The sequence below is a fragment of the Bacillus sp. N1(2025) genome (assembly GCF_053470005.1).
Window position 1 is genome coordinate 1 of record NZ_JBLTJB010000045.1, and the last position, 306, is coordinate 306.

The 306-nt window shown below is 45.1% G+C and carries 1 protein-coding gene; it reads right to left on the reverse strand.

Annotation, left to right across the window (positions count from 1 at the left end; genetic code table 11):
• Nucleotides 1–306, reverse strand: a 306-nt coding sequence (locus ACNFN4_RS22275) for an AMP-binding protein (RefSeq protein ID WP_448200494.1), incomplete at both ends; no start/stop codon positions are given.

Genomic DNA, 306 nt, shown 5'->3' on the forward strand with positions numbered 1-306 from the left:
ATATCCTCGGATTTTAACCTGTTCATCTATTCTTCCCAGGTATTCCATCTCTCCGTTAGGCAGCCATCTCGCCAAATCTCCAGAGCGGTATAACTTCCCTTCGCCATATGGATTGTCGATAAACTTCTCCGCTGTTAATTCAGGCTGGTTTAGATAGCCTTTGGCTACTCCGTCTCCTGCGATGCATAGCTCACCAGGAACGCCTACACTACATAACTCCATCTCATTCAGTATATAGAGCTGCATATTGGCAATGGGATGTCCGATTCCTACACTTAAACCCTTATCTTTTTCGCTGGAATAGAC